Raw genomic sequence first — 23025 nt, forward strand, 5'->3', positions numbered from 1 at the left:
CGGGTCTTCGCTTTTCTCCTCTGCTCGTGTTGCTCTATGTGGCCTGGGTTAGGACCCAGAGCCTCTCTTATTCCGCCACTGTATGAAGAGTTGCAAAAGCGTAGCTTCAGCGTGTTCTTCGAGCCATTGGCCGAATTCTGGATTGTCCTTCTTGGTGACCTTGAGAGCGATCGCCTTCTCATCGATTGTCAGCGTGCCCAATGAACTGCCGTTCTCATCATTGATGACCGAAGTCAGCCCACGAGTGGGCGGCTTCTTGTCGCTACGTGCTTTGCTCGAGCAAGCCGAATAGACCGCTTGGAACTTTTCGGAACTAGGAGTGTCGTCGGGCAGGGCGGCGAGCGCCTCTTTGGCGATGTCCACCAAATCTACCTTCACCGATAAGGCAGCTAGCTCACCCCACTGCCGTCGTCCGATCCCATGTGCTGGCCCGATGAGTTGAACAAGACCGTCTGGCAGTTGTTCTATGACGACCCTGTGGTTGGATACGCCTTGCCGGGTCAGACCTAGAGCATCTTGAATGACACCGGGTTTGTACCCGGATTCTTGCATCTCTTTGATAAAAATAGACTTTTCTATAAAAGACGGATCAAGCCTGAGGTTGTTCTCCTGGCCTTGAGCGACCAGAGATGCGTCATCGTCCAAGGTTCGAACAATTGCCTTGACCGTTCCACCGACCTTACGGATCGCCGCAAGCCTGCGGCGGCCGTAGATGATGCGGTATCTGTCCGGTTGGGCTGATGGACGGACCATGATGGGCACTTGTTGGCCATGCTTGCGAATGCTCTCGGCCAACTCATCGATACTGGAATCTTCCAGCACCAACCGATCGCGCAGCCCATCCATGTCAATCTGATCGGGTTCGATATCGCGAATCGAGTTTGCTGTGATCTCGCGCAAAGAGTCGCGCAGTCCTCCAACAGATCCCGGCAGCTTTGCCGCTTTTGGCGGGGTAGGGGAGGGGGCTCCGCTCTCCGTCTCATTCCTTGGAGGCTGGTTGAAGATGTTTCGGGCCATTAGCGACGCCCCCATGCCATTTGGATCGTCTGCTCTAGCTCATCGCCAACGCCATTCACGCTGGTCAGGGCGCGATCAATTGTCTTTCTGATGAATTGGCTTGGATCGACTTCGTAGACGGTCTGCTGGGTCATCCCCGCGTCGGAGATCGCCGTAGACTTCAGCATCGGCTCTGTCATGACCTGACCTGCCAGAATTGATCTCAGGTAGCCTGCCATTTGGGTCTGCGGACCGTCCGACGGTTCATATCTGGTAATCAGGAACTTGACAAAATCCCATGTGACACGCCGACCGATGGCTTCCTCCACCGCCTTGACCGTTTCTGAAGCAAGCTTCAGGAATTGGCTCATGGATGCGATGTCAAGCATGCCAGGTACCACGGTAACCACAAGCCCCGTCGAGGCTGCCAGCGCAGTCAGGGTTAGAAACCCAAGCTGAGGCGGGCAGTCAATCAGGACGATGTCGTAGTTTGCCTCAACCTCTTCAAGCGCCAAGGCGAGGCGCTCTGCAAAGATGGGTTGTACGCGACGGGCGAGAGCGTTTGCGGTCTCGGTTTCGTACTCGGAGAGCATCAAACCGGCGGGCACCATGTCGAGCTTATGGAAGTAGGTCTTTTGGATGACGTTCGAGAGAGGAACTTGGTCCTCATATCTCAAAGCATCATAGATTGTGCCACCATCGGCGAACTCAAGCTCGGGCCGAAAGCCGAAAAACGTGGTCAAACTTGCTTGCGGATCGAGGTCTAGGACCAGCACGCGGTAACCCCGCAAGGCATACCTTTGCGCAAGGTGAATCGTTGCAGTAGTCTTTGATGAACCGCCTTTGAAGTTGACGACGGATATCACCTGGAGACGATCGCCATCACGTCGACCTGGGCGGTAGCTTTCTGCGTTCTTTCCAGTGCGTCCAAGAACATCGCGCAACTCATCAATCTCTTGGGCTGTGTAGAACCGGTGTCCGCGGTTGTCTGTATGCACTTCCGGGAAGCTGCCGTCCTTGTGCCGGTTGCGCAGGTTAGATGTGCTTACGCGCAGGAGGCCGGCGACTTCGGTGGAACTGAAGCGGCGTAGGGACTTTCGTTCTTCGGGTTCGAAAGCGATCTTCATCTGGCGATCCAAAGACTCAGCCAGATTGTCGGCAAATGCTCCGATATCGGAAGAGCCTATGCCTTGCGTGTACCCAATGTTACGATCATCCATGTCCTGCCGCCCACTCTCGGCCTCTGTTGAGGCTCTTAGTCATTCTGACGGTGTACAGCGTGTCTGACGCGTTTTGCCGTCAGAATGGGAATGCCACGATCCAGTGAGTCCGGCAAGAAGAATCTAAATGTAGTGTGAAAGTTATCCACAACACCTATAGGTGTTGTCGTATAAAAAACTCAGCAAGTCATTGATATAGATATATTAAATGCAGATCTAACCGAATCGAGCCGCTACTCTGTTGAGTTGGCACATTAGCAGCTAACCCCAAGCAACTAATGGCACTTTCTGCCTCCTGCGGAGTTTTCTCCCGGTGAAATTTTTTGGATTCGGGTCAGAAGCTACATCTGATCTTGGCTCGATTCGTACGGCATGAGGCCTAGTCGTTCCGCCCGCTCCAACAGCATTTTCACCGAAGACGGCTGCCATCTTGTTCGGCCACGAGGCGTGCGTTCGCGCATAGATTCCAGCCGTTCACAGATCGCTTGAAGCGTGATGTCGGGATCTGCGCCCTTGATGCCAGCAATAATTGCGGGCAGGCGGTCGTCGGTTTCGCGGCGCCCGGCGCGGGCCAGCACCTCGGCAGGCAGGAAGCCGTCGCGGACATAGGCCTTCACAGCGCGCAAGAGACGGCTTTGGGTCCAGCGACGCGCCTCGGGCAGGGGGCCGTTGATGATGCGCACAACGTCTTCCCAGGCCAAGTCGGGGCGCAACCGGCGCACTTGGGGCACCCAGTCTTGAGCCGTCTCGTTCAGCCGCTCCATGTAGCCGTCTTGCCGCGCGAGCCGCACCTTGCGAAGAGCGGCAGGGTCTTTGGCCCGCAGCCCAGGGTTCCCGCCCACGCGGCCCTTTGTGCGTGCGCTGGCAAGGCCGGCCTTGGTGCGTTCCCGGATCAGGGCACGCTCGAACTCGGCCGCAGCGCCCAAGACCTGCAACGTGAACTTGCCCTGGGGGGATCCAGTGTCGATCGGGTCCTGAATGGAACGAAAGAACGCACCCTTGGCCTCCAGCCGCTCGATCACCTCCAGCAGATGCGACAGGGATCGCGCGAGGCGGTCAATCCGCACGACCACCAGCGTGTCGCCCTTGGATACGCGTTCCAGCACCCGCGCCAGCACCGGCCGCGCACGATTGCCGCCCGAGGCTTGTTCTTCATGGATCTCGGCGCAGCCCGCGGATTTCAGGGCCTGCGACTGGGGCAGGGGGGTCTGATCCTCGGTCGAGACCCGAGCGTAACCTATCAGGGGCACCAAAACAGTCTTTTTGCAGTTTCATACATCGCTATTAAACGACCGTTTGTAAACAAATGCAAGTAGGTGCTCTCTCGTCGTGCTCGTCCAAAAACCTTTGGTTTCCTTGCGCTGAAAGCGATCTGAGAGGTTTCACCTGCAGTCGCGCGCGCGTACTATATAAAAGGCGCAGGCAGCGGCCACAAAAACGCCTGGGCAATGTGCAAAAAATCAGTATTTTGCATACATGATGACGCAAGCCTCTTCTTTGACTGATGATTACGACGACCCCCTTATCACCATCGAGGAGGATGAAGAGGCTCACGAAGACGATCTCTGGTTTCTACCTAGGTCACTTGAAGAAGAACCGGATGATTTGCCTCCAGGGCCACGGGCGGAACCGCCCGACACTGCTGTCGTCGAAGACTGGGCAAAAGCAGAAGGCGTTCACGCTGCGCGACTGGCAAGAGTGGCTGGACGCCTGGGAGCTCTGGATGACCGGCTGCTGCGTGGCCCGGAAGGCTGGCGGCATCGCCTCGCTCTTATCGAGGCAGCGGATCTCAGCTGGTTCGCAGGGGATCGGGTGAGTTCTGATCGTCTGGCGCTCTGGATATCGATGCGGCTGTCAGGTGCACAGGATGACCCAAATGCACTGGCAAGAGTTGGATGGGCTGTTCGGCGCCTAACAGGCGGTCCTGGACCGAAAGCTGACTTGGCCGCCTTCCTGGATCGCCGCGATCCCGAGAACATTGAAGACAGCGCTGAGCGTTTCGAGGATCGCGCGGGTGGGTGGCTGGACGTCATGGCAGCCGCAAAGGGTCTCCACCCGATCACGCGGGCGTGCATGGGGTATCACCTGTGGAGCTTGGCGGGCCTCGGACGCCACGGCGACCAGATCGAAGCTGCCGTCACCGCGTCCAGGATCGCGACCAGCGATGGAAGCGGTGCCATCTTCGCGCCGCTCGCTATGGCCGGGGCCGGGGGGCTGCGCGTTTCGGGCTTGCCACCCGAGCGTTTGGCCCGCTGGTTGGATGGGATGAACAGCGCAATTCTAACGGCGATGCGAACACTTGATGATATTGAAGTGTGGATCGGGCGGGCAGAAAACGTCATGGCGCAATTATCTGGCCGCACGCCGGTTGCCTTGCGAAAGGTTTTCACGGAATGGCCCTTGGTCTCCGCCCCGATGGCTGAGGCCATGACCGGAGCCAGCCGCGCCGCCGTTCAGCGCAATCTCGCATGGATGGAGGCAAGCGGTTTGATCCGCGAGGTGACGGGGCACGGGAGGTATCGCATGTGGAAAGCTGACCTAATATAGGTCATTTGTCGAGGCTGACACCGGCTTGACCTGGCACGCTTTAGTGCCGCCCCAGATGATCGTTTAAGCCACTTTCCGTTCGAATGCGACAAGGCTTTTCCAGCCCAAAGCGTTCGTTAGCCATTCGTCTCACGTTTTTGTGACAATTGATCGCTTGAAGCTCCAGTGGGTGAAGGTTGTAACCAGGCGAAAGAGGCACGACCGAAGGATTGATCATGAAGCTAATTAAAGACTCATCTATCTCACGTCGCGGAGCGCTGCTCGGTGCGGCCGCAAGTGGGGTGTTCCTAGGAGCAGGCGTTGCAACAGCGCAAACCACAGCACTACTTGCTACGCCATCAGTGCGCCGCAATATTTCATCCTTCAGCACCTCAAACTGGCGGGATCACTTCGATAATCTAAACCACGGTGCAATCCTGTGCGACATTGATTCCCGAGCGGTGCAATATTGGTCAGAGGATGAAAGTGTTTATAAGCTGTATCCGTCGAGCGTTCCGGAATCCGAAGAACTGACAAAACGCGGATACACTAGCGTTATCAAGAAAGTGGAAGGACCAAGCTGGCGCCCCACGCCTTCGATGAAGATCCGCAATCCGGATTGGCCAGACTATTTTCCACCCGGTCCAGACAACCCCTTGGGTACACACGCCCTCTACCTTTCATGGCAATATTACCGCGTCCACGGAACGGGCGATACGCGGAAAATTGGCCGCCAATCGTCGAACGGATGCATCGGCCTTTACAACGAACATATCAAAGAACTGTTCGCTTTGGCTGAGGTAGGAACACAAGTGAAATTGTTCTGATCGCGCACCTAGCATGACTTGTTAAAGTCTTTTCTCGTGTACCGGCGTTCATTCAACGTTCACCGTTCGAAAGCCACAGCTTCATGAATCGAAGAAAATTCCTCCTTGCCGCCGGGGCTGTTGGCACTTTGGCCAGTCAGCCAGTTTCAGCCCATGTAGTGCTGCCAAAGTATGATTTACCGCCGGAGTATTTACCTCAAGTAGTGAGCATTCCAGAGGGCTCCGCTCCATACGAAATGCATGTTGTTCCAAGCCAGTTTGCCCTGTTCTGGACCCAACCCGATAACACTGCAATTCGCTACGCTGTCGGGATCGGTCGCCCGGGCCTTTACGAGGCAGGCGAATTCTATGTGGGGGCAAAGAAGGAGTGGCCCAGCTGGACACCGACCCCGGGCATGTTGCGTCGTGAACCGAAAAAGTATGGACCGTTTCGGAATGGAATGCCTGGCGGTCTGAGCAACCCTCTAGGTGCGCGGTGAAGTGGTCCCAGGAAACCGGACAGTCAGCTAAGGTGTTTCCCGAACCTTTGAAGGGATACGAACATGGCAAAGCGCCGGAACTTTACAGATCAGTTTAAGGCCAAGGTGGCGTTGGAAGCGCTGCGTGGCGACAAGACCGTGCAGGAGATCGCGGCGAAGCATCAGTTGCACCCAAATCAGGTCAGCACATGGAAGCGGCAGGCCATCGAGGGCATGGCCGATGTGTTCTCGGGTGGCAAGCAGAGCGGCCCGACCGAGGCGGAAGTAAAGGAACTTCACGCCAAGATCGGGAGGCTGGCGGTCGAGAACGATTTTTTGTCGGAAGGGCTGAAGCGATGAGCCCTGGAAAGAAACGCGCGATGATCAACCGGGATCACCCCAAGCTGAGCATCAGCCAGCAGTGCAAGCTGGTGAGCCTGAGCCGGTCGGCGTTCTACTACACGCCCGCCGGGATCGACGCCGACACGCTGTCGATGATGAAAGAGATCGACCGGGTGTTCACCAAATACCCATTCTTCGGGTCGCGCCAGATCGCGGCCTATCTGCGCCGGGAAGGCATTGTTGTTGGCCGCCATCGCGTCAGGCGATTGATGGCGAAGATGGGTCTTGAAGCGGTCTACAAGCGCCCACGAACCAGCCAGCCGCATCCTCAGCACCCGGTCTTCCCGTATCTGCTGAGGAAGATGGTGATTGACCGACCGAACCAGGTCTGGTGCGCCGATATCACCTTTGTGCCAGTCAGAAATGGCTTCCTCTATCTGGTGGCAATCATGGACTGGGCGACGCGCAAGGTGCTGAGCTGGCGGTTGTCGAACACGATGCACGCCGACTTCTGCGTCGAAGCACTGAGCGAGGCCATCGCCAGGTACGGCCCGCCTGAGATCATGAACACAGATCAGGGATCGCAGTTCACCGGATCGGCCTGGATCACGACGCTGACCGAGGCGGGCGTGCGCATCTCGATGGACGGGCGCGGGCGTTACCTCGACAACATCTTCATCGAACGCCTCTGGCGATCCCTGAAGCAGGAGGCCATCTATCTCGAAGAAATCAATGAAGGCTTCCGGGCCCGTCGTGTCATCAAGGGCTGGATGGCATTCTATAACACCAGCCGACCCCATTCCGCGCTTGATCGGCAGACGCCGGACGACGCATATTGGGCAGGCTTGGAAGAGCGACACGCAGCATGAAACCTAAACCCGATACACCTTAGAAACGCTGCAAACCTGTCCGAAAAGATGGGACCACTTCACGGGCCCTCTACCCTTTTCAACCGGGACGCGGGGATACCTTTTTACGTGTGCATGGCACAAATGACCCAAGCACTATTGGCAGTGCCGTTTCAAACGGATGCGCCAGATTGGTGAACGATCAGATTGTCCAGTTGCATGATATGGTTCCGCTGGACACGCGTGTGATCCTGTACCCCGCAACTTTCTAGGAAGTATTTAAGATGTTATCAGCGCGACGCGACCTTTCAAAAATTGTTCTTGCAACAGTCTTCACTGTATTTTCTTTCACTACTGTGGCCGCACAAGAAATCAATGAGGCAGATATTAAGCGTCTGGCGCTTGAAGCGATCTTGGAAAAACCCGAAATTTTGATCGAAGCGCTCTCAATCCTACAAGAACGTGAAAATGCAGCACTTGCTGAAGCGCAGTCTACAGCTTTAACTGAATTGCGCGACGACTTCGAACAGAACGCTCCCATCTTCGGAAATCTGGATGGTAGCGTCACGCTAGTCGAATTTTTTGACTATAACTGTGGATATTGCCGCCGCGCAGCACCTGAAGTCAAAGCCGTGCTGGAGACAAGCAAGGATGTCCGCATTATTTATCGTGAATTTCCGATCCTAGGGCCCGGTTCCGAAATTGCGGCGCGCGCGTCACTTGCCGCGAGAAACCAAGGTAAATATCAGCAGTTTCACGAGGCAATGATGGCATTGAACGGGCAAGCCGTTGAAGCAAGCGTTATGAAAGTTGCAGGCGATGTGGGGCTCGATCTCGAAGTTTTGAAAACAGACATGCAATCAGACCTAGTGAACGATCACATTGCTGGCTCTCTGCGTCTGGCAGAAGCTTTGGGTATAACTGGAACGCCGACGTTCGTATTGGGTGATGAAATAATCCCCGGTGTGATCGAGCGCGGCACCTTTCTTGAAAAGATTGCAGCCCTCGTCCCCGAGTGAAACGGACGACGATTGTGAAATCGGACCTTAAAGTCCTTGACCTTCCGCCTGCTGGACCCTCTATCTCTGAAGTTGTCCGGAGCAAGAGGTCTCAATATCGAAAACGAAAAATCATTCACGTACGGCACTTAAAAGATGAGTTGTTCATCTTGTGTTGGCCGTGTGGAAAAGGCTTTGAGCGCGGTATTGGGTGCCTCTGAGACGCACGTAAATCTGGTGTCGCGTAGCCCTAACTGTGAGATGAGAAATCCAACAAGATCAACGGCTGTCCTTTGCCCCTGAATATGAGATTTTGCTTTTTGCTCCGATATTCTTGCCCTTAATCCTGAGACAGAGTTCACAGACTTGTGCGGCAGATATCGATGGAGAATGATGGCGACGACTCTGTTGCCGATGGTGATGAGGAAGCGCGCGGGGCGGCCGTTTTGCGTCCGCTTGTTCAGGTATATCTCAAAAGAACTGGCACCAATTGGGCGGCCTTGGGTCACGCTGGCGATTGACGTCGCAACGCCGATATGGAAATAGCATGCCTGACCGCGATGCGGCACCTCGACGATATCCAGGCATGGTCAGCGCGGGCGGAAACCATGATGGCCCCGCTTTCTGGCAAGACACCACCAGCATTGCGCGCGGTGCTGACCGAATGGCCCGTCGTCTCCGCTCCAATGGCCGAGACCCTGACCGGTGCCAGCCGGGGCGCCGTCCAGCGCAACCTTGCTTGGATGGAAGCACAAGGTCTAATCTGCGAGGTGACCGGAAAGGAATGTTTCCGCATGTGGCGGGCGATGCCATGAAACACCTCTAAAGAAGCACTCGTTTTGGTGTGTAGCATCTGTTGATAGTTCAACGGAGGCCCAGAATCGTGACAGAACAAAAATATCAGACAGTCGATTTCGACGGCGGCTCAGCAATAGTGGTCAGATGGATTTGCAGTGTTTTCACCTATCTGTGATATCTAGGTGGATCCTCTAGTCCCTCTAGCCTCAAATTCTTCATTTCGAAATCACGAAAGAATAAGTCTCTTGGGCGCACAAACTGGGGCACGGAAATTGCGATCTCCCCGTGGACAGACGGGGTCAGTTTATAGAGCTGGGCGACCGCCCCATAAGGCCGAAACAGCCGATCACCGCTCAGATCTTGATCAATGCCGCCGTCGCGTACATGAAGGCGATGCCGCCCAGAAACCCGACCAGTACGGCTGGTGCCATCAGCGCCGCCTGCCTGTCGGCGTTTTGACGTACAAGATAGGCGCTGACCTCGACCATGACTTGCAGGATCGCACCCGCTCCGACGGCGAGTGCCAGTGCCGACCATTGCGGCGCATAGGCAAGGCTGCCCGCCCACATTCCGAGGATGGCCGGGCCACCGGCGAGCAGGGTAAGGGCGGCAAACGTCCAAAGCGTTGGCCGGGCACGAAGCATCGGGGCGGCGATGCCGATGCCCTCGGTGACATTGTGCAAGGCAAAGCCTAGGACGAGGAAAGTGCCAAGCCCGGCCGACCCGGCAGCGAATGCGCCGCCGATTGCCAGCCCTTCGCCGAAGTTGTGCAGCCCGATGCCAAGCGCGATGTAGAACGCCAGCGCAATACCTTCCGGATTGCCGCGCCAGCGCCCGATCGCCATCAGCAACAGAAAACTTGCCAGCGCTGCCAACCAGACCATGGCGGAACCCTGGAATATCGCGGCTGCCCGGTTGGACAACTCCAGCGCCTCGGAGATCGTGTCGATCAGCAAGAAGGCCAGCAACCCGACCGTCAGCGCAAGCAGAAAGTTCATCCCGCTTCGCCCGACGCCCTTCATCGCCGGGTAGAACATCAGGCCAAGCGCCACCGGCAAAAGGCCGACGATCGCCCCGATCACTGCCTGAAGACGCAACTGCGACGCGGACGCCTTTGGAGTCGGAACCGCCACCACTATCTCATGCCCGAAGGTCGCGCCCGTGTTGGTCAGCAGGTTGACATGGTGGGCCTCGCCAATAACCCACGGATAGGGAATACGCAGCCAGACCGCGTCGCCTCGGGCAATCGGCCCCGCCGGTTCCTGCGTGAAGGTCCAGTAGGCATCGTCGACTGCGACCTGCGCGACCACCATCGGCTCCGATCCGCCGGCGCGCGCCCTGAGCGATATCCCCGACCCATCGAGGATCGTCCGTTCGACGGTCAGCGCTTCGACCGGGGGGGCGCCGTTGTTGAAGCCGCGCAAGGGATCGAGCGAGGCGATCCAGACAAAGGCGCCCAGCATGACGGCCAGCGGCACGAGGGCGAGAAGCAGACGGGTCATTGGCGGGCGGCTGCGTTGGATATGATCGGTCATGCTCCGGCCTCCCGCACGTCGAAAAAGCCCATCCAGCCAAGTTCGGTGAACTCGGCCTGGTGCGCATGGAACATATACATCCCGTCCTCGTGATCGGCGAAGCTGAACTCGAGGATGCCGCGCTGCGCCTGACACTGCATGATCACATCGACCGTGCGCAGGGTCGGCGTGAGCTGGGTGCCGGTGTCGTAATAGTCGAAGAAATTCCCATGCAGGTGGAACGAGTTGATCGGATCGAACTCGGTCGCATTCATGAGGTAGATACGTACCGGGCGCGACTTGTCGATCCGGATCGGCGCGTTCATGTAAGCTTGGCCGACCGTGTTTACGGCATAGACCTCGTTCTCACCATCGAAATTGGTGTCAAAGCCGTTCATCACCATCGCCAGTTCCTGCCATTCGGCGTTTTCCGGGCTGCCCAGCACACGCGACGCCGCAACGGCCGCAAATTCGGGGTGGCGCGCCGGATCCGGATCGACCACGAAAAGGCCGTACATGCCCTTGTGCATGTGCCGTTTCAGTGGCAGGGCATGGCAATGGTAGAGGTGGCAGCCGAAGGGCTTGGCATCGAATTCGTAAACGAACTCCTCGCCCGGATCGATCAGCCCGGCGCCTTGAACGCCGTCCATCCGCGCCGAGTGAATGCCGTGAAAATGCATGGAATGCGGGTGTGACCCGAGGTTGCGAAAGACGATCCTCAGTCGTTCGCCCTCCTTCGCTCGCAGGGCGGGGCCTGGCACGCGGCCGTTGAACGTCCAGGCGGGAAAGAAAACGCCGGGAGCGATCTCGATCTCCACGTCGATGGCGTCCACCTCGAACGTTCGCAACGTGCGCCCATCCGGCAGGACTTCGGTGCGACCGGTCTCCCAGTCGGTCAGCATGGCCGTCGGGTCGAACCCGTTCCGGGCGTGGTCGACCTGGCCGACCATCGTCATGTTGCCATGCGCCATGCCACTGTCATGGGCCGAATACGGATCGACCGCCCCGCCGGGCATAGCATGCCCCGCCATCGGGTCGGGCGTTGCCTGGGATTGCGCGCGGCTCGCGGCCACGGCCGCTCCGCCGGCAGCCACCAGACCGCCGACCAACAACGCGCGTCGCGACGCCGATACTGGCTCCGTGACCATCGCAGGTGGCGCTGTGGGCCGAGATGTCTCCACGGCGGACGACACATCGCGCCCTCGTTTGCTGGTATCGACAGGCATGGACGATGTCCCCTCAGATGACACGCAGGCCAAGTCCCGGCGCAAAAAGTTAGCTTCGGCTAATAATCATCGCTTAGGCTTTACGAGTCAATCCCGATCGTGCGAGGGTGACGACATGACGGATGATGAGAACCTTGATTCAACCGAGGCAGAGGCACGTGCGGTCGAATCCCGCGCCGAGGCCTTCATCGGTGTGCGCGAAGCGCGGCGCAGTGAAGTGGCGGAAGATTATGTCGAACTGATCGCCGAACTCATCCACGAGAACGGCGAGGCCCGGCCGGTCGATATTGCGACACGCATGGGCGTGACCGCGCCAACAGTCGCCAAGACGCTTGGCCGTCTGGCGCGGGACGGCCTGATCACTCGCGCGAAATACCGCTCGGTCTTCCTGACCGAGGAAGGCCGGGCGCTCGCCAAGGAATGCAGACATCGCCACGAGATCGTCTTGCGGTTTCTCCTGAGCCTCGGGCTCGACCCCGAGACGGCTGAACGCGATGCCGAAGGCATCGAACACCATGTCAGCGAACGGACGCTTGCGCTGTTCGCGGCGTTTTCCCAGCGGTCATAGTCGGGTGGTTGCCGTTGAAGTAAGCGGGTTGACCTTAGACTTTAACCTACCAATCGAGGGGTCCTCGAGGCAATGTTCTACAAATAGGCTGATAGGCGGTGTTAACCATTCTCCGGACGGACTTATTCCAAAGCTTCTGTGACGGGGATGCCAAGGGCGGTGTAGCTGTTGACGACTGCTAAGCGGAACTGAAGCTTCGCACCATGGCGGCCAAAGTCCGACGCGATGAGCGGCTGGCCAAGCAGTTTCACACATTGCATCTTCGTCTCGTCTCGTCTCGTCTCGTCTCGTCTCGTCTCGGCTTCGGCGGGGATATCCGCTCCATTGTCGCCAGAGCGCGCAGCCCAGATACTGCGATGCCCGTATGGCCTAATTACGAGCCGCCGCTACAGCTATGATCTCCATCCAAGCTTTGCGTTCTAACGGGGCGAAATAACGGAATGAGAGCCGGAGCCAGAGATGGCATCGTAGCATTTGCGAGTGGCGTAAGTTCCGTGTGCCGTGACGCTCCCGATCTCATGGTCGCGATATCGAAGCCGCTGTGCCTAAATTTCCAGACAATCTGCGATTTCATGAAGTGTCGCTGCGCAACTTCGGACCAGGTATCGTGCGAGCAGTTTTCTCCTCCCAAGCAAACTGGAAACTGCCAGGATCGCATGTTTGCTCACGAAAATTTGCCCTTGAACCTCTAGCCACTAGAAGTCCTATCTATTCAATGAGAACACATACCGTTCTTGCCATCAATCGCCGGCGGGAACCGAAAGGGTACAAAATGCTGACAAGACGACACTTCATTCAGACAACAACGGCGCTTTTTTCGGTGACCGGTCCCGGTATGGCTTTTGCCGACACTTGGCCCACCGAGGCTCAGAAGGCTGAATGGGACGCACAGGTGACGCCTCAGGGTTATGTTGCCGAGACTTCCAACCCATGGGGATTGCACCCGCGGTTCCTACCGCAACGTGTGGTCGCGAAGGCCGGTCTCGTGCCGGGAGATATCCATGTCGACGCGGTCGCACGATATCTTTACCACATTGAAGAGGGTGGAACCGCGATGCGCTACGGCGTGGCCATCGCGCGGGGGAACCTCTACGAGCCGGGTGTCTATACCATCAAGCGCAAGGTCAGGTGGCCGCACTGGCAACCGACACAGAGCATGATCAATCGCGACCCCGAACTTTATGCTGACATTGCCGATGGCATGGAACCGGGACCGGAAAACGCGCTTGGATCGAGGGCGCTGTATCTCTACGTCGGGGATCGCGATACCCTTTTGCGCATCCATGGCACTCCGAGCCCACGGAGTATCGGTGGCCGCGCAAGTTCGGGCTGCGTACGGATGGTCATGGCTCATATCAATGATCTTTACCCGAACGTCGAGACCGGCTCTACGGCCTATCTTTACTCGGCGGAGGACAGCGTGACTGCCCGCAGCTAAGCCAAGCAGCGGACGGCAAACGCAATTAAGTTTCGCGAGGGGTGCAGATACGATTGCCGTTCGCCGTGCGCAGCGGCAGCAAGGTTGTTTCTACGGGGCCGCTGTGTTTGTACCAGTAGCACCCGTCTTCCGGTACCAAGCGCGCAGTTGCAACATCCTGATCCGGGGCAGCCATTGCAATCACGGCTTCGGGAACGTTGCCCCCCTGTTTTGCCGCGTCGCCCGGTCCAGTCGGCTGGACTGCGCACCCGGCCGTGAGCGACAGCGCCACTGCAACCATCATTTTTTGCTTCAGAATCAAAACCCGCATTAAGTTTCCTTTCGTGACTGTTTTTCTTTGCAGCGGCTGTTCATGCCTCAAGGCGTGATAGAGCCAGTCACCGCATCCTCTAGCAATAAAACAATCTGAAATACCACCGTATTTTGCTCTTGAAGCTCTAGCCACTGTAGGGGCTATGTCATGGTAAAGCACCCGAATCCAGAGGTCCATTCATGCCGTCCGACACCCATCGTCACGACCACGATCACGCCGAAGATGCCCAGACAAGCGGCGGCAGCTGCTGCGGGAGCGCCGGAACGTGCGGCGACATCGTTCCGGCGACCCCCGCGCCAGCGGGCGGGCGCAGTTTTCAGGTGTCCGGCCTCGATTGCGCCGAGGAGGTAGCAATCCTGAACAAGGTGGTCGGCCCGAAGATCGGCGGGGCCGAACATCTTGCGTTCGACGTGATCAATGGACGGATGACTATCCTCGACAGCGCCAAGAGTGTATCGGACGGCGAAATTGCAGAACTGGTCGCAAGCACCGGCATGACCGCCAAGCCCTGGGATGCCGAAAACGCGTCGGTCGACCAGGCGGCCCATCTTGCACGCCAGCGGCTGTTTACGGCGCTCAGTGGTGGCTTCTGGGCCGCGGGATTTCTGTGGCACATCATCGAGACCGGCATGGGGGGGGCACTTGGCCTCTTCGCAGGGCACGGCGAAGCGCCGATGCCACTGGTCGAGGCAGGGTTATTCGCGGTTGCGATCCTGTTCGGTGTTTGGCTCGTGGCGCCCAAGGCATGGTCGTCCGCACGGCGGCTGTCGCCCGACATGAACCTGCTCATGGTCGTCGCAGTCGCGGGTGCAATTGGCCTCGGCGAATTTTTCGAGGCGGCGACGGTTGCGTTCTTCTTCTCGCTCTCGCTTTTCCTCGAAAGCTGGAGCGTCGGGCGTGCGAGGAATGCGGTTTCAGCTCTGCTGGACCTGGCGCCGCCGACGGCAAGAATTCTTTATGATGACGGTTCGGAAGCGGACGTACCGGCTTCCGCGGTTGCTATCAACGCACGTTTCGTCGTGCGCGGCGGAGACCGCATCCCATTGGATGGTGAGGTTGTCGATGGGGCAGGGGCCGTCGATCAGGCGCCAATCACCGGAGAGAGTGCGCTGGTCCCAAAGGAACGGGGCGACGAAGTCTATGCCGGTACGATCAACGGCGAAGGCACACTGACGGTGCGCGCCACGAAGGCCGCCTCGGACACCGTGTTGGCCAAGATTATCCGCATGGTCGGCGACGCCCATGCCCGCCGCGCGCCGGTGGAGCAGTGGGTGGCGAAATTCGCCCGCATCTATACGCCTATCGTCATGGCTCTCGCCATTGCAATTGCCCTGCTGCCGCCGCTCATTTTCGGTGGGGCCTGGGATTATTGGTTCTACAATGCACTCGTGCTGCTGGTGATCGCCTGCCCGTGTGCTCTGGTCATCTCGACACCGGTCTCCATCGTCGCCGCACTCACCGCCTCAGCGCGGGCCGGAGTGCTGATCAAGGGAGGTGCATATGTTGAGGCACCGGGCAAGACCACTGCACTGGCCATGGACAAGACCGGCACGATCACCATGGGCGAGCCCGAGGTGGCGGCGGTGCATCCGCTGGGCAAAGCATCGGCGCAAGATCTGATGACCCTCGCCGCTGGGCTGGAGGCACGTTCCTCACATCCCTTGGCGCGCGCCATTCTTGCGCGGGCAGAAGCCGACGGCATCAAGGTATTCGCCGCGGAAGATACCCGAACCGTTCCGGGCAGGGGACTTGAAGGACGCACAGACGGCCGGTCGATCTGGCTGGGGTCGGACCGGTTTGCCGAGGAGAAGGGTTTCGGCGACGCCATTCCGAAGGATTTGCGCGACCGCATCGAAGGGGCTGGCAGCACCCTTGTTGCCGTGGGCGACGACACCGGCGTCACCGGCATCCTGGAATTGCGCGACCGTATCCGCCCCGATGCCAAGGGCATTGTGGCACAGCTCCACGCGCAGGGCGTGAAGACCATCGTCATGCTGACGGGCGACAACGAGCGGACAGCGCGCGCTGTTGCAGCCGAGGTCGGCATCGACGAGGTCCGTGCCGAGCTTCTGCCCGAAGACAAGGTGACAGCTATCGAAGAACTGGTCGAAACGCATGACATGGTGGCCATGATCGGCGACGGGGTCAACGACGCCCCGGCCATGGCGCGCGCGCATTACGCCATCGCAATGGGTGCCGTTGGTTCGGACGCGGCAATCGAGACGGCGGATATTGCCCTGATGACAGACGACCTCGGGAAGGTGCCTTGGCTGATCGGTCATTCGCGCCGGACAATGTCGATTATCCATCAGAACATCGGTATTTCCTTGGCGACCAAGGGCGTTTTCGTTGTCGCTACCGCTTTCGGAGTGGCATCGATGTGGGGCGCTATTGCAGCCGATGTAGGAGTGTCATTGCTGGTGGTGGCCAACGCCCTGCGCCTGCTGAACAGCCAAGAGGCCAAGGCGCCGCCGTCTGGCGGTGAACAGGTTGGCGAAGGCTTGGCCAAAGGGGCGCTGGCACATGGTCATTGAACTGGGAGAACCCGGAAAGGAGCCGAGACGAGACATGAGCGTGAAGGGCAGGATGATGTGTCCGGTTTGCGAGGTGCCCTTGAGCATGACCGACCGCCAGGGGATCGAGATCGACTTCTGTCCCGATTGCCGGGGTGTCTGGCTCGACCGGGGTGAACTGGACAAGATCATCGAGCGTTCGGCACCCGATGTGGCGCCTCAGCGGGTGCCTGAGCCGCGCGGCTACGACGATGATCGCGGCTACCGGCGCGGAAAGCACGGCGGCGGCGACCGCAAGCACGGCTATCGCCGCAAATCCTGGCTTCACGAGTTGTTCGATTAAGGCTTGCCGTGGTCTCCCTGCCGGTCGCCCTCAAGGCGCTGCGGTAGGCCCGCAAGGCATTCAGCGGTGAGCAGGTTGGTCCAGAGATGGCAAAGGCCGCGCTTGCCCACGGACATTGATCACGCAGCATTTGCAAGGTAACGTAATGTCCATATCAGACCTCACGAAAGAGGCGTCGAGCAGTGAAAACCATCCGATTTCCCCGCCGCGCCGTCCTGTTGGGCGGGTTGGCAGCGTTTTTGTCTGGCTGTGCCAGCAAGTTCCGCAGCTATGGCGGACCCGAAGTGACCCGTGTTCGGCTTTACAAGGGGCAGCGTTTGCTTGTTCTGGACGGAGCCGATCGCGTATTGCAAACCTATCCGGTCGGGCTGGGTTTCGCTCCTGAGGGTCACAAGCAATTCGAGGGAGACGGCCGGACCCCTGAGGGCGCTTACGTAGTCGATAAGCGCAACCCCGACAGTACGTATCATCTTTCGGTTGGCATCTCCTATCCGAATGAGGCCGACATCGCCTTTGCTGAAGCGCAGGGCCTTTCCCCTGGCGGCGACATCTTTATCCATGGTGGTCCACGCCCAGGCATCGACCCAACGGACGTCCGCGACTGGACAGCTGGCTGCATCGCGGTCACAGATCGGCAGATCGAGGACATCTATGCAATGGTGAAAGACGGAACACCGATCGACATCTACGCCTGATGGGAGGAGATGATCTTCCGTCAGATCAGGCAAATCGTCGGCACAGGGCCACGTTGATCGCTTCGATGGCGATCACGGCCAAAGTGACACTTGCCGCCGTGGGCCAGCGCAAGCACCCGGTACGCGTAAGGACACTACAATATGTGTCCAGCCGTGGCAGTGGCGAAACAGGCGGGCCCTAGCGGAGAAGAATACGTCTGGTCTCATGTCGAATTCAATCTATCCGAGGGCATAGACGATGGTCACGACGGTAATCATGACAACCATGAACATGGAGAATGCGCCAAGGGCGAGCGTACGGCCCATGTCCCGGTTCGGCTTTTCTACTTTCAGACGCAGTTCCTCCGCGGTTTCCGGAAACTCGAGCACCGCCGCATTCGATTGGCGCATCAGGTCGTAGCGGGACGTCCAGCGCCGTTCCTCCGCCGCGTTCCAGCCGTTCAGCACCAGAATGATTGCCGCGATGAGAACCATCGACGACGGGACCCAGATTACGTAGCCACCGATTGTCTCGTCAGCCAGGGCGCGAAGTCGACCACCGCTCGCTGCGATGATTTCTGATCCATAGAGGGGCACCTCCTTGAGCGTTGTCAGGGAGCCCAGAAAGATGTTGGAAACGATCACCACGAACCCTGACATCAGCCGAGCACCGCGCCGCGCTCCTTCAGGCGGATCACGCAGATCGAACAGCATAGCAAAGTACCAAAGCCCAGCCAGCACCATAGACAGATGTGCTAGCGCTTCCATCGCCGCAATACGTTGTGCAAGGGCGTAGATCATCGGGATCTGCCAGACGAAAAGCGCACCAATCAACAAGGAGGTGGCAGATGCAGGAAGCGCCAAGAATCGCGGGATGCGCGCACGCCCAATCGCGGCAAGGCGTCGGCGCCATTCCCTTTTCAATCCGGCTTGAAGGACAAGCCAGGGCTGAGAAACCGCAATGAGAATGGGTCCTGCCAGTCGCAGAAGAAGATGCTCGGCCTGGTGTACCGAAAACAGACTGTGCCCCAATGGCGGGAGCGGCCCATTCGTCGCGACGAGGACGGCCGCGAGGCCGACAAAGAAGACGGCTCGACGCCAGCCAGAAACCCTTCCGAGACAGCGAGCGTGTATTTTGAGCCCACGCAAAAACAGCCATGCTGTAAGACCGACAACAATGAGCGACACCGGTGACAGCACATAGCCGAAAGGGTCGTAAAGGAAGAAGAAGTTCGTGATCATTCGCTCTGGCCCTCGCTCATCCGAGGGTTGTCGGAGGTAGCCGGTGTGAGCCGCGATATCCCGGAAGCGCCGCCACGGGCCAGTGACAGATCGGTCGACATGGCGAGGTATTCGCCTTGTATCCACGAGGGAAAGAGATTGTCGTAGAATCGAGATAGCGGATGTCCCGACTGTCCGGCGGGCGAGATGTAGTATGATCCCGCTGCTCCCGATATCGACATGACCGCCTGAAAATTGCTTCCGGCACTCACAAGGAATGGACGGTCTTCTTCAACACCAAATGACGTCAAGAATTGCGTAAAGGGATCGCCTGAGATCGGCGCTTGAAGGGACAGCAGGTCGGTCAGCAACCCACGTGAACTGATCGGCGACCACTGCATGTCCAATGTATGCTCCTCCCCCCAGGTCCAGGTCGAAAGATCGCGCCCAGATCGATCGACCAGCCAGCCAAGGGCATCATCCAAGGCCACTCGAACCTGCTCCTCACATGTCTCTCGAGGTGACGATGGACGGATGTCGCACCAGATCGCGCTGCCGCGACGATCGCTGAGTACCGCATAAAGAAAGTCCGGGTTCGGACGGGTCCAGAGTTGCTTCGCTGTCGGAAACTCGTCTTTCAAAATGCGCTGCTGCAAAGCCCAGACCCAGGTCCAAAACAGCAGAGGTTCTGGCGCATATCGATCCATTTCGCCATTCCACGACGCAAGCCTGTCCAGTAGCTCACGACGAAGGTCGTCCGTATCGGTGCCTTCGATGCTGTCTCTGGACTGCACGAACCAAAGCTCTTTCGCCATTAGGGGCAGGAGGGTTCGCGCCACGGAACTTACGGTGTCCCTTTGAACACCCATGACGCCTTCTGTCGAGAAGATCGATTGCCGCGTTTCAAGCTCCGCCAGTCGAATGTCGCGAAATGATGACGCCCGTACGGCTTCCTCTTTTGGCCAACGGTCAACGGTCTCTCGATCAATTACCAATGCCTCCATGCCCTTCGGCAACATGTCTGCGGCAACTCTAGTGGCATCGTTCGCGTCGGCTGAACGCGCAAACAGCTCCAGCATCGTCAGGAAACCTGCCGTCTGCATGGGTGATGGCCCCCCTGGCGCCTCCTCGTCTGGCACGGGAAGTGACCGGAAGGCCCAGGCGACGCGCGCGTTGCGACCAACAATAACGAAAGGTACGCCCGGCATTGTGGCCCCTATGGCCGGCCCCGTCGAAAATTGAAGATCGGCGAGATACCATTCCGAGGGAAGCGACAGGGAACCGCTGATTTCGGCGGCGAGAATTGGCGTCCCGGTAGCGGTTCGGTCACCGTCCATCGCCCACGCATTGAGGCGCTGCTGCGGATCAGTCGCAAGTAGTTCGGGCACTCTCGGGCGATCCGTCGGTATAATGGCACCTGATATACTCGGCATTCCTTCCCGTGCGCTTCCCGGTCGCAGGCCATTCAGGAAAGACCGGGCAATCCTCAGGCTATCGCCGGGTGTCCAGGCCGCGATCGACCGTTCGTCTGCGATCAGCAGCTCCGGAGAGCCTCTGCCACGCCCGCCTTCCGACACAAGCTCGAGCCACGCATTGACGCCCGCGGCATAGGACGCGAGCGCGTCTGAGACCGCTGGCGCAACGGACAATGTCTCATCGGATGGCCACGAAGCTTCCGCTTTTCGCCTTGCCCTTAACAGTTGACCGAGCCTGTCTTGGGCGTGAACGAAGCCGATCGCGAAGTAGACATCTGCAGCGGAAGTCGCGGAGATGTGCGGGACTGCCGAAGAATCTCGCAGAATGTCGACCGGTCCGCCTAAGCCTGCGACCGTGAAGTCCTCGTCGTAGTCGGGAACGGATGCGCTCAGCAGAAAATAGACCAACCCGGAACCAACCGATACCGTGATGCAGATTGCCAGAAACCCGTACAGCAATATGTTGAAAAGCCGTCTCATGTCGGTGCTGTTTCGAAACCCTTCTTAAAAAAAGATGCGCAAGAGGACCACCGATATGAAATAGGTGAGAAGACCGAAGGCGATCGCCGAACTCGCCGCATACTGGAGGATATCCAGCCGGTTTCCTTTTCGGCGTCGCGCCAGATATCCACCCCAGATCGCACCCGCGACAATGCCCGCGATTACCAGCATGACTTTTTCTCCGTTCTTGTTCTCTTGTTGCACCGGTGTGTGCCGACCAGACCTGCAGCCAGTCCGACGGCCCAAGTAGTGAAGATGAGAGCCAGCAGCGCCCAGTCGCCGAAGCGCGCATAGAGCGTTGACGGATGAGCAGAGGGCAGAGCCGCATCTATGACACCGGTTTCTCCGTTGCCGAGCCGCGCGACGAGGTCACCGTTTGCGTCGATGATCGCGGAGATCCCTGTGTTTGCGGCCCGGACGATGGGAAGCCCTTCCTCGACAGCGCGCATGCGTGCGGAGGCGAGGTGCTGCTCCGGTCCAATGCTGGTTCCGAACCAAGCATCGTTGGTCGCATTGAAAATCCAGTCCGGCCGGAACAGGTCGTCGACCACATGGCTTGGGAAGATGATCTCATAGCAGATCGCCACGGCGACCAGCGGCACACCCGGAAGCGCAAGCGTTCGCGGGCCCGGTCCGGGCGTAAAATCGCCCAGACCCGCCGTGAGCCGCTCGATGGGCAACCAGCCACGGAATGGCACATATTCGCCGAAGGGTACGAGATGGTGTTTCGCGTATCCGGTCAGGATTCTGCCGGTCGCGCCAAAAGCCTGGACCGTGTTGAAATATCGGGTGCCATCCTCGCTCGGTACACGGTCCGGCACACCGGTGAGCAGCACCCTGCCCTCTGTGAGCGCAGCGGCAATGCGATCCCGTGCCTCCGTATCCTCATCGAGGAAACCCGGAAAGGCGGTTTCCGGCCAGAGAAGCACGTCGAAATCGCCGCGCCGGGTTGAAAGCTCAAGATAGCGCGCGAATGTCGCCTCGCGGTTCTCGGGCGCCCATTTTTCCTCTTGAGGAATGTTGCCCTGGACGATGCGCAGGTCGACACCGGGTGGCTGTTGTGCATCCGACTGGAGGCGCAGCGTGCCGACAGCCCACATCGTCGCGATTCCGGCCAGCGCCATGAGCGAAACGGTCAATCGTTGCCGCCCGGACGCCATAGCAGCCGCGCCAGGGAGTACCGCGACGAACACGGTGAGAAAGCTTAGCCCATAGCTTCCGACCCAGGCGGCGGTCTGGCGAAGGGCGGCGTAGTCTACAAGTGCGTAACCGGCCAGATTCCAGGGAAACCCTGTCAGAACGTGACCACGCAACCACTCGGCCACGGTCCAGGAGGTCGCGAACGGGAGGCAGGCCAAGAGACTGCCCATGGCTCCGCGCCGCGCGATTTCGGCAAAAAGCGCAGCGGCAATGGCTGGGAAAATCGCGAGACCTGCGGACAATCCCGCGACCGCCGGAATCGCCATCGTCCCAAACCGCTCGGCCTCGACGTAGAAACTTTCCGCGATCCACCAAATCCCGAAACCGAACTGGCCGAGACCAAACGCCCAGCCGACGAGGAAAGCGCGCCCGAAGGAGAGATCGCGAAGCCCGACAAACAACGCGGAATAGGCAACGGGAACGAGCAGGAGAATCGAAAGAGGCGGGAAAGTCAGAACGGTCATCGCCCCGGCGGCGAAACCAAGCGTCATCCGCGAAAGAAAACGGTGGCGCAGAGCGATGCGGTTCAGAATTTCCGGCTTCACGACTTGATCGAACGCCGCGCGCTGATCCATGGCGCGGCGAGCAAGAGCCCCACGCCACTGACGACAAATACATCGGCCAAGTTGAAGGCAGGCCAATGTGTTGTGCCAATGTAGAAATCGAGAAAGTCTGTTACAGCCCGATACCGCACACGATCGATGACATTGCCCAGGGCTCCGCCAATGATCGCACCGTAGGCAAGCGTTTCCACCGCATTGTCGGCGCGAAACAGCATAACCCCCAGCCAAACACAGATGGCAAGAGCGAAAGCGATGAGGCTCCACCACGGCGCGCCGCCCAACATCCCGAAAGTCACGCCGTCATTACGATAAAAGACGAGGTTGAATCCCGGAAACACGGGAATTCCGGCGCTTAAAGTGACGGCATTCGCAACGACAATGGCTTTGGTGATCTGATCGATCGCGAACGCAGCAAGTGCTGCGAAGACGCCGATCATCGGAGATACCTTGTTTAGTGACATTG

General features: G+C 58.7%; 21 protein-coding genes and 3 pseudogenes. 11 read left to right on the plus strand and 13 right to left on the minus strand.

The annotated features are described in order from the left end of the window. Positions 1-48: 48 nt before the first annotated feature. The 3 genes from repB to BOO69_RS19915 form a co-directional block, all read right to left on the minus strand. Entirely contained in the window at positions 49-1017 is a 969-nt protein-coding gene (gene repB, locus BOO69_RS19905; protein ID WP_237267627.1) for a plasmid partitioning protein RepB, read from the minus strand. After that, positions 1017-2216, minus strand: coding sequence for a plasmid partitioning protein RepA (gene repA, locus BOO69_RS19910; protein WP_071974138.1), 1200 nt, complete (start codon positions 2214-2216; stop codon positions 1017-1019). The genes repB and repA overlap by 1 nt, the downstream gene beginning before the upstream one ends. 341 nt (positions 2217-2557) lie before the next feature. After that, positions 2558-3466 carry a recombinase family protein gene (locus tag BOO69_RS19915; RefSeq protein ID WP_071974139.1) on the minus strand — a complete coding sequence of 303 codons (909 nt, stop codon included), beginning with the start codon at positions 3464-3466 and terminating at the stop codon, positions 2558-2560. 226 nt (positions 3467-3692) lie between these two features. Between BOO69_RS19915 and BOO69_RS19920 the strand changes: the two genes are divergently transcribed. The 5 genes and pseudogenes from BOO69_RS19920 to BOO69_RS19950 all read left to right on the plus strand — a co-directional run bounded on the left by BOO69_RS19920 (position 3693) and on the right by BOO69_RS19950 (position 8236). Beyond that, positions 3693-4763 (plus strand): hypothetical protein, encoded by a 1071-nt coding sequence (locus BOO69_RS19920; RefSeq protein ID WP_071974140.1) that lies wholly within the window; start codon positions 3693-3695, stop codon positions 4761-4763. Positions 4764-4978: 215 nt separating this feature from the next. Continuing rightward, a complete protein-coding gene (locus BOO69_RS19925; protein ID WP_071974141.1) occupies positions 4979-5569 on the plus strand; it encodes a L,D-transpeptidase in 591 nt (196 codons plus the stop codon). Positions 5570-6111: 542 nt separating this feature from the next. Further along, positions 6112-7238 (plus strand): IS3 family transposase gene (locus tag BOO69_RS19940; RefSeq protein WP_369924169.1). Its coding sequence is split into 2 segments (ribosomal slippage): positions 6112-6358 and positions 6358-7238, totalling 1128 coding nucleotides; the frame shifts between segments, so codons are not numbered across the junction. A gap of 59 nt (positions 7239-7297) precedes the next feature. Further along, positions 7298-7489 (plus strand): annotated as a pseudogene (locus BOO69_RS19945) (L,D-transpeptidase); the annotation flags it as partial. A 12-nt stretch (positions 7490-7501) separates the two neighbouring features. Next, positions 7502-8236: a DsbA family protein gene (locus tag BOO69_RS19950; protein ID WP_265736971.1), complete on the plus strand. Its 735-nt coding sequence runs from the start codon at positions 7502-7504 to the stop codon at positions 8234-8236. Positions 8237-8364: 128 nt separating this feature from the next. Here the strand turns inward: BOO69_RS19950 and BOO69_RS23725 are convergent, their stop codons facing one another. Continuing rightward, a complete protein-coding gene (locus BOO69_RS23725; RefSeq protein WP_237267628.1) occupies positions 8365-8724 on the minus strand; it encodes a hypothetical protein in 360 nt (119 codons plus the stop codon). A gap of 27 nt (positions 8725-8751) precedes the next feature. Between BOO69_RS23725 and BOO69_RS19960 the strand changes: the two are divergent. Continuing rightward, positions 8752-9030 (plus strand): annotated as a pseudogene (locus BOO69_RS19960) (hypothetical protein); the annotation flags it as partial. 336 nt (positions 9031-9366) lie between these two features. On the opposite strand, the gene BOO69_RS19965 reads toward BOO69_RS19960, so the two are convergent. Together BOO69_RS19965 and BOO69_RS19970 are read right to left on the minus strand one after the other, a co-directional pair. After that, positions 9367-10548 carry a ZIP family metal transporter gene (locus tag BOO69_RS19965; RefSeq protein WP_071974143.1) on the minus strand — a complete coding sequence of 394 codons (1182 nt, stop codon included), beginning with the start codon at positions 10546-10548 and terminating at the stop codon, positions 9367-9369. After that, complete coding sequence (locus BOO69_RS19970) at positions 10545-11543, minus strand: multicopper oxidase domain-containing protein (protein ID WP_009815501.1); 999 nt, start codon at positions 11541-11543, stop codon at positions 10545-10547. The genes BOO69_RS19965 and BOO69_RS19970 overlap by 4 nt, the downstream gene beginning before the upstream one ends. Positions 11544-11868: 325 nt before the next feature. On the opposite strand from BOO69_RS19970, the gene mntR reads away from it, so the two are divergent. Next, on the plus strand, positions 11869-12321 hold the full coding sequence (gene mntR, locus BOO69_RS19975; protein ID WP_009815500.1) for a manganese-binding transcriptional regulator MntR: 453 nt from the start codon (positions 11869-11871) through the stop codon (positions 12319-12321). A gap of 122 nt (positions 12322-12443) precedes the next feature. On the opposite strand, the pseudogene BOO69_RS23475 reads toward mntR, so the two are convergent. Beyond that, positions 12444-12845 (minus strand): annotated as a pseudogene (locus tag BOO69_RS23475) (transposase); the annotation flags it as partial. 248 nt (positions 12846-13093) lie between these two features. On the opposite strand from BOO69_RS23475, the gene BOO69_RS19980 reads away from it, so the two are divergent. Beyond that, complete coding sequence (locus BOO69_RS19980) at positions 13094-13759, plus strand: L,D-transpeptidase (RefSeq protein WP_026155629.1); 666 nt, start codon at positions 13094-13096, stop codon at positions 13757-13759. A gap of 25 nt (positions 13760-13784) precedes the next feature. Here BOO69_RS19980 and BOO69_RS19985 read toward each other — a convergent pair whose 3' ends face one another. Beyond that, positions 13785-14069, minus strand: a complete 285-nt coding sequence (locus BOO69_RS19985) for a hypothetical protein (RefSeq protein WP_071974144.1) — start codon at positions 14067-14069, stop codon at positions 13785-13787. A 182-nt stretch (positions 14070-14251) separates the two neighbouring features. On the opposite strand from BOO69_RS19985, the gene BOO69_RS19990 reads away from it, so the two are divergent. The 3 genes from BOO69_RS19990 (at position 14252) to BOO69_RS20000 (ending at position 17623) form a co-directional block, all read left to right on the plus strand. Continuing rightward, positions 14252-16606, plus strand: a complete 2355-nt coding sequence (locus BOO69_RS19990) for a heavy metal translocating P-type ATPase (protein WP_071974145.1) — start codon at positions 14252-14254, stop codon at positions 16604-16606. A 34-nt stretch (positions 16607-16640) separates the two neighbouring features. Further along, a complete protein-coding gene (locus tag BOO69_RS19995; protein ID WP_071974146.1) occupies positions 16641-16928 on the plus strand; it encodes a TFIIB-type zinc ribbon-containing protein in 288 nt (95 codons plus the stop codon). 182 nt (positions 16929-17110) lie between these two features. Continuing rightward, positions 17111-17623, plus strand: a complete 513-nt coding sequence (locus BOO69_RS20000; RefSeq protein WP_035367119.1) for a L,D-transpeptidase family protein — start codon at positions 17111-17113, stop codon at positions 17621-17623. A gap of 219 nt (positions 17624-17842) precedes the next feature. On the opposite strand, the gene BOO69_RS20005 is transcribed toward BOO69_RS20000, so the two are convergent. Genes BOO69_RS20005 through lspA form a run of 5 tightly spaced genes read right to left on the minus strand, consistent with a single transcriptional unit; the run spans position 17843 to position 22999 of the window. Beyond that, the gene (locus BOO69_RS20005) at positions 17843-18844 is read right to left on the minus strand and encodes a cytochrome c oxidase assembly protein (protein ID WP_071974147.1); all 1002 of its coding nucleotides are present in this window, start codon (positions 18842-18844) and stop codon (positions 17843-17845) included. Next, positions 18841-20778, minus strand: a complete 1938-nt coding sequence (locus BOO69_RS20010) for a penicillin acylase family protein (RefSeq protein ID WP_071974148.1) — start codon at positions 20776-20778, stop codon at positions 18841-18843. Before BOO69_RS20010 ends, BOO69_RS20005 begins: the two co-directional genes overlap by 4 nt. 24 nt (positions 20779-20802) lie before the next feature. Further along, a complete protein-coding gene (locus BOO69_RS23270) occupies positions 20803-20970 on the minus strand; it encodes a hypothetical protein (protein ID WP_009815492.1) in 168 nt (55 codons plus the stop codon). Next, the gene (lnt, locus tag BOO69_RS20015) at positions 20961-22574 is read right to left on the minus strand and encodes an apolipoprotein N-acyltransferase (RefSeq protein WP_071974149.1); all 1614 of its coding nucleotides are present in this window, start codon (positions 22572-22574) and stop codon (positions 20961-20963) included. The genes BOO69_RS23270 and lnt overlap by 10 nt, the downstream gene beginning before the upstream one ends. Continuing rightward, complete coding sequence (lspA, locus tag BOO69_RS20020; protein WP_018001715.1) at positions 22541-22999, minus strand: signal peptidase II; 459 nt, start codon at positions 22997-22999, stop codon at positions 22541-22543. The genes lnt and lspA overlap by 34 nt, the downstream gene beginning before the upstream one ends. Between the last annotated feature and the right edge of the window lie 26 nt (positions 23000-23025).

Origin of the sequence: Sulfitobacter alexandrii, from assembly GCF_001886735.1 — a bacterium.
GTDB classification, from domain to species: domain Bacteria; phylum Pseudomonadota; class Alphaproteobacteria; order Rhodobacterales; family Rhodobacteraceae; genus Sulfitobacter; species Sulfitobacter alexandrii.

Excerpts from the sequence above, each read along its gene's own strand:
- repB (WP_237267627.1), bottom strand. The coding sequence starts at position 1,017 with ATGGCCCGAAACATCTTCAACCAGCCTCCAAGGAATGAGACGGAGAGC.
- repA (WP_071974138.1), bottom strand. The coding sequence starts at position 2,216 with ATGGATGATCGTAACATTGGGTACACGCAAGGCATAGGCTCTTCCGAT.
- BOO69_RS19920 (WP_071974140.1), top strand. The coding sequence starts at position 3,693 with ATGATGACGCAAGCCTCTTCTTTGACTGATGATTACGACGACCCCCTT.
- BOO69_RS19925 (WP_071974141.1), top strand. The coding sequence starts at position 4,979 with ATGAAGCTAATTAAAGACTCATCTATCTCACGTCGCGGAGCGCTGCTC.
- BOO69_RS19950 (WP_265736971.1), top strand. The coding sequence starts at position 7,502 with ATGTTATCAGCGCGACGCGACCTTTCAAAAATTGTTCTTGCAACAGTC.
- BOO69_RS19965 (WP_071974143.1), bottom strand. The coding sequence starts at position 10,548 with ATGACCGATCATATCCAACGCAGCCGCCCGCCAATGACCCGTCTGCTT.
- BOO69_RS19970 (WP_009815501.1), bottom strand. The coding sequence starts at position 11,543 with ATGCCCGGCGGGGCGGTCGATCCGTATTCGGCCCATGACAGTGGCATG.
- mntR (WP_009815500.1), top strand. The coding sequence starts at position 11,869 with ATGACGGATGATGAGAACCTTGATTCAACCGAGGCAGAGGCACGTGCG.
- BOO69_RS19980 (WP_026155629.1), top strand. The coding sequence starts at position 13,094 with ATGCTGACAAGACGACACTTCATTCAGACAACAACGGCGCTTTTTTCG.
- BOO69_RS19985 (WP_071974144.1), bottom strand. The coding sequence starts at position 14,069 with ATGCGGGTTTTGATTCTGAAGCAAAAAATGATGGTTGCAGTGGCGCTG.
- BOO69_RS19990 (WP_071974145.1), top strand. The coding sequence starts at position 14,252 with ATGCCGTCCGACACCCATCGTCACGACCACGATCACGCCGAAGATGCC.
- BOO69_RS19995 (WP_071974146.1), top strand. The coding sequence starts at position 16,641 with ATGAGCGTGAAGGGCAGGATGATGTGTCCGGTTTGCGAGGTGCCCTTG.
- BOO69_RS20005 (WP_071974147.1), bottom strand. The coding sequence starts at position 18,844 with ATGATCACGAACTTCTTCTTCCTTTACGACCCTTTCGGCTATGTGCTG.
- BOO69_RS20010 (WP_071974148.1), bottom strand. The coding sequence starts at position 20,778 with ATGAGACGGCTTTTCAACATATTGCTGTACGGGTTTCTGGCAATCTGC.
- BOO69_RS23270 (WP_009815492.1), bottom strand. The coding sequence starts at position 20,970 with ATGCTGGTAATCGCGGGCATTGTCGCGGGTGCGATCTGGGGTGGATAT.
- lnt (WP_071974149.1), bottom strand. The coding sequence starts at position 22,574 with ATGGATCAGCGCGCGGCGTTCGATCAAGTCGTGAAGCCGGAAATTCTG.
- lspA (WP_018001715.1), bottom strand. The coding sequence starts at position 22,999 with ATGATCGGCGTCTTCGCAGCACTTGCTGCGTTCGCGATCGATCAGATC.